Origin of the sequence: Nostoc sp. JL23, from assembly GCF_017115065.1 — a bacterium.
Lineage (GTDB): Bacteria > Cyanobacteriota > Cyanobacteriia > Cyanobacteriales > Nostocaceae > Nostoc > Nostoc punctiforme_A.
The window spans coordinates 1-11,350 of record NZ_JABXKN010000085.1 but is presented as its reverse complement, the minus strand read 5'-3'; the positions used below and the strand labels follow the sequence as shown (position 1 = coordinate 11,350).

6 protein-coding genes and 1 pseudogene are annotated in these 11,350 nt (G+C 40.8%); 5 read left to right on the top strand and 2 right to left on the bottom strand.

Annotated elements, in window-relative coordinates:
* Positions 1-515: 515 nt before the first annotated feature.
* Positions 516-974 (bottom strand): Hpt domain-containing protein, encoded by a 459-nt coding sequence (locus HWQ42_RS17315; RefSeq protein ID WP_292814295.1) that lies wholly within the window; start codon positions 972-974, stop codon positions 516-518.
* 200 nt (positions 975-1,174) lie between these two features.
* Here HWQ42_RS17315 and HWQ42_RS17310 point away from each other — a divergent pair, with 200 nt between their 5' ends.
* The gene (locus HWQ42_RS17310; RefSeq protein ID WP_292814292.1) at positions 1,175-1,414 is read left to right on the top strand and encodes a hypothetical protein; all 240 of its coding nucleotides are present in this window, start codon (positions 1,175-1,177) and stop codon (positions 1,412-1,414) included.
* Positions 1,415-1,683: 269 nt separating this feature from the next.
* Here HWQ42_RS17310 and HWQ42_RS17305 read toward each other — a convergent pair.
* A pseudogene (locus HWQ42_RS17305) lies at positions 1,684-3,169 on the bottom strand (IS1380 family transposase).
* A 797-nt stretch (positions 3,170-3,966) separates the two neighbouring features.
* Between HWQ42_RS17305 and HWQ42_RS17300 the strand changes: the two are divergent.
* From HWQ42_RS17300 to HWQ42_RS17285, 4 genes are all read left to right on the top strand, one after another.
* Positions 3,967-5,076, top strand: a complete 1,110-nt coding sequence (locus tag HWQ42_RS17300; protein WP_292814290.1) for a phosphoserine transaminase — start codon at positions 3,967-3,969, stop codon at positions 5,074-5,076.
* Positions 5,077-5,179: 103 nt separating this feature from the next.
* Entirely contained in the window at positions 5,180-9,679 is a 4,500-nt protein-coding gene (locus tag HWQ42_RS17295; RefSeq protein ID WP_292814287.1) for a beta-ketoacyl synthase N-terminal-like domain-containing protein, read from the top strand.
* Between the two features lie 200 nt (positions 9,680-9,879).
* Positions 9,880-10,806, top strand: a complete 927-nt coding sequence (locus tag HWQ42_RS17290; protein ID WP_292814284.1) for a sterol desaturase family protein — start codon at positions 9,880-9,882, stop codon at positions 10,804-10,806.
* Positions 10,807-10,886: 80 nt separating this feature from the next.
* Positions 10,887-11,312, top strand: coding sequence for an AMP-binding protein (locus HWQ42_RS17285; RefSeq protein ID WP_367119062.1), 426 nt, complete (start codon positions 10,887-10,889; stop codon positions 11,310-11,312).
* Positions 11,313-11,350: the final 38 nt, after the last annotated feature.

The window sequence follows — 11,350 nt, the reverse complement described above, 5'->3', positions numbered from 1 at the left end:
GGACACCAGAAGCGGAAAGCTTTGCTCTATCCCTCGTACAGCTTCTTCACTGTCCCGTTGTGTTGATATCTCCATTCAAACTGCAACCCAAAGACATTGGATGCCAAATTGCCAAAATTGTTTAGAGGTTATCTTCTCTCGTATTCCAACTCCAGAACACTCAGCAATTTCTCTTCCACAACAGTAAGATAAGGCCGATTTACCTTCTCCAATAACTGCAACAGACTTTTGACTGTCTCCTCCAGCGAATCGGAATATATTCAAGGGAATTAAGGGTAATTACGATGCCCGTCGTGCTTATGGTTTGAGTTGCTCTCCCCGGCAAGCTGCTGTGGCTTGGAAACGAATTGATTACTTGTGGAGTCTATTGTCCAGTCAGGAGGCATGTTTAGATCCAAAGATTTCTTAGCACGGGTGACTGATTACGATTTAGAGAGGGTGCGATTATGACAATCTACACCTCATACTACCGTGGCGAAGTCCGAGGCGAGGCTATTTCCATCTCGCTGTATCCTCTATCTTGTGCTTTCCCCTTCTTTTTTACTACCCCAACTCACATAAGCCGTTATAAACTTTACGACATTTCTATATTCGCTCTCTATTTGATTAATCATTTGAGATAGTTCAGCCCATAATTGGTTATCGGCAGAAATTTCTAAACTTTGACACATCATTCCCAACCTCGCTGCACCAATACTAACGCTAGGAGAGCGCAAAGCGTGAGCCGCTTTTTGTAGTTTTGTTCGCTCACCATTGGCGGCAGCATCCTTAATCATCTGCATTCTCAGTGGAGCGTCTGTTAAATAAATATCCAGTAACTCGGCAACAAATTGATCGCCATCGCTGTCCAACATGGTTCGCAAATCTTGTAAAATACGCAAATCAATTACCAGACGTAAATTGGGAATTCCAAACTTTTCCACAACTGCTTCCAGCGCTTGAGTATCACTTGGATGACTAGTTTGGTAGCTCATAGGTCTAAAAATATACTTCTTATTCTCTATAAGGCATTTTAAAAACTCAGTGTCAATTGTAGAATGACGGACTATTTGCTCGAAACCGCAAATTTCTGTCACCAATCTAAATTCTTCTGCATTACCAAGCCCCGTTGGGGCGGGTATAGGGTGTGGGGAAACAGCCAGCCCCAATACTGCTCGGTTAAGGAATTTCTTGGTTGAGGCAAGCAGGGGGAGCAGGGGGAGAAATGGAGGCAGGGGAGGAGTTTTACCTCAAGAGCTTATCCGAGCAGTATTGCAGCCAGCCCCAACAACCTTCTTCGTCAGAAGCCCCATCTTTTTCAAGGCGCTTGCATTGGGCGAGGTCAACGCCGGAGGCAGGGGAGCGGGGAGCAGGGAGCAGCGGGGAGGTAGTAACGGATCTTGATACTCCGACCAATCCAGAACGTCCTTTATAACGGGGCTTGATACCCATGTTGCGCTCCGCTCCGCTTCACGGCTTCGGGGCAGGGATTGCTCCCCCTGCTCCCAGCAAGAACTGCCCCTTTGCCTCTTCGGATAATAACGTATTATCCGAAAATCTAAAGATAAATAACAGACTGATAAAAATATAAATACTGAAGTAAAAATCATAATTACCAATAATTAGACAGATGAAAACAGGGTTAAATTAAGCAAATTAAACCCCAAAAGCAAGCTAATTATTATAATGGCAATGAAATCAAAATTAACCAGGGCAGGGTAAGAGAGATAAATAATTGTAGACCAGAGCGAAAATTTCTTTATAGGGGCAAGACCTGCTAATTGAAATCAAAATTTTTCGGCTATTAACTGTGATAGTTGCGCCTAACTTCAATAACTTTGTCCGAATAGTGCCAACAGTAGCGTTTTGAAGCTCCGTTTTGGCTAAACACTTCTCTCGTAAAGCATTCATTAAAATGTAAGCAACAGATGAAAACCACAAACGTAGTTGATTACCTGCGAATGTATGGGTGCTTGTTCTATCACTTTTTAGTTCTAGTTTTTGCTCTTTGAGACAATTTTCCATGTTGCCTCTTGGACAATATTTTTCTGTATAAAGTTTTCTAGGCGGGATTTTCTTTATTGATAGTGAAGTTACTACAAAACGAGTATCTACCCCTTGATTACTATATTCAACTTTGGCAACAACCCGACGATTTCGACTCCAAGAGTATAGAGTTTTATAGTTAAGCAATGAATACCAAACTGAATTCTTCACAAATGCTGTTGCTGCGAGGTGTAAATCTGGTGACGGCGCAAATAAGGATTCAAAAAACTCAACTACTGGTTGCAGTTTTTGTTCATATTCTTGAGATGCACGGTATTTAATTGATTGTGAAAGCTGAATTAATCGACTATTTTGCGCTAACCCAAACACATAATCGATTTCTCGTTGTGATTCACACCATGCCATAATCTCTTCTCTCGAATATGCACTATCTCCACGAATCATAATTTTGACATTACTCCAGCATGAACGGATTATTTTATGATTCTTTGTAACTCCTCTAATGCCCCTTCTGCCGGGTCTACGTTAGACGCACGTAGCTTTGCTGCTAATAAATGTTGACCAGAAAAAATATAAATTTGCGCATAACAGTACGCCCGATAATAAGGGTTAAAAAACACTTCTTCTTGATGACCATGTACCAGATCGTCAGTCACATCTAAATCTAAAGTTATTTGTCGTGGTGGGGAAGAATATGATTCTAAAAATATTTCCACCAATAGTGTTTCTATAGCTGATATATCATGTTCAATTCGATGATATCGACTTTCAGCTTTCGACGTTATATTTTCTGGACAGTGTTCCAGACAATTTAACGTACTTTTACCAGCTAAAGTCATTGATTCAAGCTTTGAATTAATCCCTTGACCCACTGCTAATGCAAATATCAAATCTTGGCGTAGAGTTTCATGGTCATTTATGTCTTCATAGCCCATGATTAAACCATATATTTTCTGTGCAATCAAACTACTTACCGAATGTTCAACTTTCTTCTGTTCTCTGTAATCTTTGAAACACTGTGCTAATCGTAATGTTATTTTATTTTCCGGTCTAGTTCCGCAATTAATGTTAACCCTGCATCCGATGTTACAGCTTCACCCTGGAAATTAACTATCACTGGATATGACTTGACTTGTTCAAATTTGAACTGTTCCGGTATACAATCTGTTTTCTGAAGAGTCAGACTAAAACTGCTGGAATTCAGGTGTATTAATCATTTTGGCAGTTTTTGACTCTTATTTTTTCAGGCTTTGTGAGAAATCCGGGGTAATCGCAGAAAACGTTTTGGTCTACGTTGCAATTTGATTGCTGGGCTTCTCAACTATGAACTTGCCCTGTTCTTTTGATTCGTGCAAGAGGTCTAATCAAGAGAAGAAAAGTGGGAAAAGTGGGAAAAGTTAAATTTTTTTTTGTAAAGATGTAAATTTTACTATTGATATGTTGTAAATTAAATTTATATAAATTATATAGACAATAATTAGATAAATACTAGAGAGGTTAAAAGGTTGAAAATAAAATAAAACGAAGGTAAACAAAATTTGGCGGTTTAAGTTCCCTGCCTTTACAGGCAGAAGGTTTTGGGTCGGGGTTCAAATCTTCATCATTTAAATGTAATTGTGAACTGGTTTCACATTCTTATTTTTGGTAGAATACCAAGCTTTAAGAAATTCCGAATTTAATGCTTGTACATTACAATTTTTAAAAAAACATAATTTAGTCATTAAAAGTTGGAATTAAGTTAGGTTTGCTGTATAATTTACGGATAAATTAGCTGATTAAAGATCCCCAATTAATCTATAATTATTTGGTTTCTAAGACGCTTACAGACTCTATAAATCTAGGCTATTATTGGTGGATTCTGAGGGCTAAATTATTCTTAAAATTGCTTTTTTTGATTTGATGAAGTTTGAAATTAAATATTTTTTCCTTGTGTAATAGTTGTAATTTTAAACCTCTAAAATTGACTGGAGAATTTTTCTAATGGCCTTAGAAAATTTGAGTAATCATTTAAACTTTTCTGGAGGGCCTGGAGCATTACCTGAGCCAGTGCTAAAACTTACTCAAGCAGCCATAATGAATGTGCCGGAAGTTGGCTTGTCGGTTTTAGGTATCAGTCATCGCTCCGATTGGTTTCGTGATGTAGTAGACGAGACGGAAAATAATTTGCGGGAATTACTGGGAGTCCCAAGGGATTATCATGTTCTTTTTTTACAAGGAGGTAGCAGTCTACAGTTTTCCATGATTCCAATGAATCTCTTACATGGAAGCAAAAAAACTGCGGAGTATATTGTGTCTGGTTACTGGAGTGCAAAAGCAGTGCCTGAAGCAAGCATTGAAGGGAAAGTACGGGTGGTGTGGGATGGCAGAGATAGCGGTTATAACCGATTGCCAGCAGCTGAAAAACTAGTACTTTCGTCGGAAGCTGCCTATTTACACTATGTCTCGAACGAAACAGTAGAGGGAGTACAGTTTTCTTACCTGCCTGGGATGTCTGATGATGTACCGTTAATTTGCGATATGGCTTCAGATTTTTTATCTCAGCCGATAGCAGTTGACCGTTATGCATTAGTATATGCCCACGCACAAAAAAATCTTGGACCAGCGGGTTTAACAGTGGTGATACTTCGAGATGATCTTCTCCAGAGAATTCCCTCTAATTTACATAAAATGTTAGATTACCGCACTCATATTAAAAGTAAGTCAATCTACAATACACCTCCAGTGTTTGCCTTATATGTAGTGATGCAAGTTAGCCGTTGGCTACGGAAAGATATTGGTGGATTGGCGGCAATGGCAGAGATAAACCAAGCCAAGGCAGCCACTCTTTATAAGGTGCTTGATGAAAGCGGAGGATTTTATCAAGGTCATGCTATTCGGGAATATCGATCGCTGATGAATGTTACGTTTCGTTTAGCAGACCCCAATTTAGAGCCTCTATTTCTCAAAACCGCAGTAGAAAACGGATTTTATGGCTTAGATGGACACCGTTCAATAGGAGGTTTGCGGGCATCACTTTACAATGCTGTCACTCAGTCTGGAGTAGAGGACCTGGCTGCATTTATGGTTGACTTCCAGCAATGCTACGGTTAACACGATTCGTAACAAAACAATTGCTATATGAAATTTTTAGATGTTGTTAATTTTATTGTCAGAGTTGAGATGCAATTCTCAGCCAAGTTGAGGAGTGAATACTATGAATATTGAACCTATTGCTATTATTGGGATCGGATGCCGTTTTCCAGGTGCAATCACTCCCGAAGCTTTTTGGCATCTACTCTGCAATCAAATTGACGCGATCGCACCTATTCCCTCCGAACGGCAAAATCTACATTCCTGCTTTATTCCCGGCTCCACTTCATCACAGACGCAACTTATCCAAGGTGGTTTTTTAGAGCAAATCGATCAATTTGACCCACAGTTCTTTGGCATCGCCCCACAAGAAGCCGTTAGCATCGATCCTCAACAACGGCTGTTACTGGAAGTCACTTGGGAAGCTCTCGAAGATGCTGGGTTAGTCCCTCAAAAACTCTCAGGAAGCGCAACAGGAGTTTTCGTTGGTATTGCCGGTTCTGATTACTACGAAATCATGGCAGAAGCACGCTCGACCAATGGCTATGCAGCCAATGGCAATCTCAGCAGTGTTGCTGCTAACCGTATTTCCTACCTGCTTAACTTGACGGGCCCGAGTTTGGCAATTAACACCGCTTGTTCCTCTTCTCTAGTAGCAGTTCATCTTGCCTGTCAGAGTTTGCGTAGCCGGGAATCTAGCCTAGCTTTAGCCGCAGGCACCAACATCATGCTATTCCCGGAAGTGACAGCAAGCCTCACAAATGCAGGGATGATCTCGGCTACAGGACGTTGCAGAGCATTTGATGCTCAAGCCGATGGCTTGGTGCGGAGTGAAGGAGTTGGTGTTGTAGTGCTGAAGCTGCTGTCTCAAGCATTGGCAGATGGCGATCCCATCTATGCGATCATCCGGGGTAGTGCAATCAACCAAGATGGACGTAGTAATGGACTGGCTGCTCCTAATCTGCAAGCACAACAGACACTACTACAGGAAGTTTATCAAGATACCGGAATTTTGCCAAGTTCAATACAGTATGTCGAAGCACAGGGGACTGGAAGTTTGTTAGGGGATGCTATTGAACTGAAAGCCCTGGCAAATATCTTAGTAGCGAATCGCTCTTTTGGAGATAAATGTCGGATTGGTTCTGTAAAAACCAATATCGGGCATTTAGAGGCCGCTAGTGGAATTGCTGGATTAATTAAAGTGGCATTGTCCCTCAAGTATGGAAAGATTCCGCCGAACTTGCATTTTCAGCAGCCAAATCCGAATGTGGCATTAGATAAACTGCCTCTACAAGTGCAGCAAACCCTAGAACCTTGGTCAAGCGATCGCCCCTGTATTGCAGGCGTGAGTGCGTTCGGCTTTGGCGGCACAAACGCTCATATAGTGATGGCAGCAGCACCCGATTTGGTTTTAGAGTCTTCTGAGATTGATCGTCCTTTACATCTGCTGACTCTATCTGCCAAAACCGAAACAGCATTGCGATCGCTAGCCCAGCGTTATCACGAGTTTTTAGTTAATCATCCTGATATATCAATTGCGGATGTTTGTTTTAGTGCCAATACTGGCAGAACCTCATTTAACCATCGGCTGGCTGTAATTGGGGATTCCACAACACAAATTGCAGAACGTTTGCAGGCGTTTGCATTATTTGGGCAGTCAGCTGGGTTAGTGAGTGGTTTTGTGAAGCCAAAAAAGATTCCTAAGATTGGATTCTTGTTTAGTGGCTTGAGTAACTACAGACTAGGACTAGATCGGCAACTATACGAACAATCACCCACCTTCCGCCGAGTACTTGATCGCTGTAATGCGATCGCTCAACCATTGCTGGGAAAGTCTTTGCTTGATATTCTCTATTCCCCTAATACCCCAGAAAATTCTACCAATGAAGTATATACTGATTCAGAATTATTTATAGCAACATTTGCACTGCAAGTAGCACTTTGCGAATTGTGGAAAGTTTGGGGAATTACACCCACAATCATTATGGGAATAAGCATAGGAGAGTATGCGGCTGCCTATCTTGCTGGCTTGTTCAGTTTGGAAGACGCACTCAAGATAATAATCTCTGGACAGCAGCATATCCAATCTAAAAACTCAAAGGGGACGATGGTCGGCGTGTTTGCAGATGAACAGCGAGTAGAGGCTGCAATTCAACCTTATGGTGACAAGGTTGGCATTGGCTTTTATGGCGGCCCGCAAATTGTAATTTCCGGTCAGCAAGAGGTAGTTGATGCAGTTGTGGCCGATCTCAAAGCACAAAAAGTCAAAACTGTTCGCTGGGACACATCCTATGCCTATCATTCCCCGCTGATGAAATCGCTGGAGATTGATTTTGCCCAATATAAGTCAGACTATACCCCCTCTCCCGCACAAATTCCTTTAATTTCTGGAACTACAGGTCAGCTATCTCCAGATGCCATAACAAAAATAGACTACTGGGTAAGTCTGATCCGTGAACCCGTAAGATTTGCAATGGGTATGCAAACTATGCACGAGCAAGGAGTTACAGTATTTGTCGAGATTGGGCCCAAATCCAGTTCATTGTCGATGGGTATGCGTTGTCTACCTGAAGGGGCTGGAACTTGGCTGCCAAGCTTACGTTCGGGGAAATTCAGCTGGCAGCAGTTGTTGTCCAGTTTGGCACAACTCTACGTTTTAGGAGTACCTGTCAATTGGTCAGGATTTGATCGCGATTATCGCCGCGATCGCCTACGACTACCCACCTACCCCTTTGAGCGACAAAGCTATTGGTTCAGCAGTAGTCGCTCGTCTCAACCAAGCGCTCTATCTGCACTACCTCACCGTTCTTTGATTTCTAGTTTATTTGACCGGGGAGATTCAGCAGAACAGATTGTTCAACTTCTTGCCCAAACAGAATTATTTTCACTAGCGGAAGTGCAACTCCTACCAAAACTCATCACTACTTTAGTTCGACATCACCAGGAAACTGGATTTTCCACCGATGAATATGAATCTTCTTTGACCAGCCAAACCATAATTCTAGACGTACCTACCCCTAAAATTCTTGTCCCTGAATCGAATATTTCATTAAGGCGATTGTCCTTTGGACACGCTACGCGATCGCAACTTGCAACATCCCCAGAAGAACAGCAGCAACAGCTTGAAGAATATTTGATAGAACAAATTGCTAAAGTGTTGGGATTGCCTCCATCTCAGTTAGATGTTGAACAACCGCTCAATACTTTGGGGTTGGACTCGTTGATGTTAATTCAACTAGTAAACCGTGTAAAAAAAGACTTTGCTTTAGAGTTGTCAATCGAGGCGTTATTTGAAAACATGACCCTGCTCGATCTGGCTCAACAATTACAGACCCAATTGGCCTTGTTTAAAAGTGAATCTGATGATGCTCCCATCATGGTTACGAGGACAGAGGCTGTTGCTTTGCCTTTGTCTTTTGCTCAGGAGTCATTTTACTCTCAAATAAAACTAGACCCAAGTAATCCCTTTGCCAATCTACCCTTCACCCTACACTTTACGGGCGATCTCGACATTCCAGCGCTAGAACGCAGTCTGAATGAGTTAGTGCATCGTCACGCTGCTTTGCGAACCACTTTTGATATTGTCGCAGAAAAACCGACTCAAATTATTCATCCAATGATGAATCTACCATTGTCGGTGGTGGATTTGCGATCGCGTAGCGTGTCCGTTCGCGCAGCGTCTCTGACAGGAGAAGGACAATCGCTATCTCAAGCAGAACAACAAATAACAGTGCAAAAGTTGTCCCAAAAAGAAGCTCACGAATCGTTCGATATTGTTCGAGGGCCGCTTTTACGAACCACACTGCTGAGACTCTCAGAAAATCGACATATATTGCTGATTACTCTCCATCACCTGATTACAGATGGCTCTTCTATGGTTATCTTTCTTCAGGAACTTGGAGCAATCTATCAAGCATTTTCCCAAGGAAAATCCTCACCTCTACCAGAATTACCAATGCAATATGCAGACTTTATTGTCTGGCAACGTCAATGGCTGCAAAAAGAGGCACTGGCAACACTACAAAGCTATTGGCAACAACAGCTTGCACCGCATCTGGTCGTCCCTGAAATCAAAACAGATCAACCTCGTCCTGCTGTGCCGGGATTGAGAGCAGCCATCTACCCGTTCCAACTATCTGAAATTTTATCAGCCCAACTCCAAGCACTCAGCAAACAAGAAGGTTGTACTTTATTCATGCTTTTGTTAGCAGCTTCACAGATATTAGTTTATCACTATACAAATCAGCTTAACTTCTGTATAGGCACTACTGTTGCTAATCGCAATCGAGCTGATATTGAAGCTTTAATTGGTTGCTTTATTAACCAGATTCCAATTAAAGCAAAATTAGAAAACAATCCCACATTCCGACAGATACTTTATCTGGCTCGCAAAACCACTTTAGAAGCGTATGCCTACAGCGCTCTTCCCTTGAAATATATTCTGGAAACTGTACCCCTGTCCAAAACAGATAATGCTCACACATTTCCTCTACCAATAGTAGTAATTTTTCACAATGAGATTCCCTTATTAACTGAGAATGTAAAAATTTCAGAACATCTTTCTGTTCGCCTACAAAATAGACCATTCAGGGGAGCAAGACGAGATTTAACTCTACATCTGTGAATAGGGGCAAAAGGCATTTGGGGAGAAATGGAATACGATGTCGATTTGTTTTTTGAAAGTACAATTAATACAATTTTGGAAGACTTTAAGATTTTACTTCAAAATATTGTTATTAATCCAAATATCCATATTTTAGAGATGCAGAGAAAACAGATTTAGAATAAATTTATAACGATTTCCATTATAAAACAGCGTGTTTGTTGGATATTTCTAATTTCAAAATGGAGAAAAAGAGCCTTGTGAATGTAAGATTTCGTCATATTTTAATATTGACAGTTTACCCAGGTGTCATGTCGATTGGTCTGATGATTTATTTTGGTCTGAAAAATTATGGCATAAACGTCTTCCTTAGTAGTTACGTAGCTACAATCATTGCTGGAGTCGGTCTAATAACTTTTTTTGAACTTATACTTCCTTATCGGAAAGAGTGGTTGCCCAGTAAGAGCGATGTTGGAACTGACTTCATTTTTATGATGTTGGTACAGGTATTGCTCCCGTACTTTCTTTCTATTTTCTCAGTGAGTTTGTTGCTCGGCTTTATCAACAACAATAATTTGAACTTAAGTAATTTCTGGCCGCACAACTATCCCATCTGGATACAAATTTTGATTATGATATTGTCTGGTGATTTCTTGAGATACTGGTTACATCGTGCAGCCCATACATGGCCTCCGTTATGGCGATTTCATGCCGTACATCACTCCGTTCACAAATTATATTGGCTTAATCTTGGGAGATTTCATCCCTTAGATAGATCGCTGCAACTTTTGTGCGATAGCTTGCCCTTCATTTTTCTTAGCGTATCCAAGGAAGTACTGGCACTTTACTCTGTTATTTACTCAATTAAAGGATTTTTTCAGCACTGCAATATAGACGTAAAACTTGGCTGGTTTAATTACATTATCAGTGGACCTGAGCTACATCGCTGGCATCACTCCAAAAATATTAGTGAATCAAACAATAATTACGGAAATCATGTAATAATTTGGGATATTCTTTTTGGCACTTACTTTCTTCCTAATGGTAAAAATGTATCCGAACTGGGTCTTTTAAATCGAAATTACCCGATGAATTTTTTGAAACAAATGCAAGCTCCATTTATCAAAGGGATCGATATAGCTTACTGACAATTTATGCTAGTTTAAATAGTTAGTTGTGATTTCACTGTTTTTACCGATGCTAAATTCTATTTCAAGTACAAAAGGCTATGAATAACGATTTATTTTTTCCACATTCTCCACAAGAAGCAACTTTAGTTAACCTGTTACGTTATAGGGCAATACAACAACCAAATCAAGCGCCATATACCTTTTTGATAGATGGAGAAACAGAAAAAGTTAGCTTCACCTATGAAAAATTAGACCAAAAAGCACGCGCTATTGCAGCATTACTTCAAAGTATGAAGGCTTTTGGAGAAAGAGTCCTACTTCTGTATTCACCTGGACTGGAATTCATTGCTGCTTTTTTTGGAGGTTTATATGCAGGTGCAACTGTTGTACCTGTGTATCCACCACGAGGTAAACAACGGATGACACGACTGCAAGCTATTGCACAAAACGCACAGGCAACTTTTGCACTCACCACATCATCTGTGATTACTAAATTAGGACAAAGCTTTAAGGGACTTCCATAAAATAAACTATTCCACCAACAGTAATGATAATCATTTTA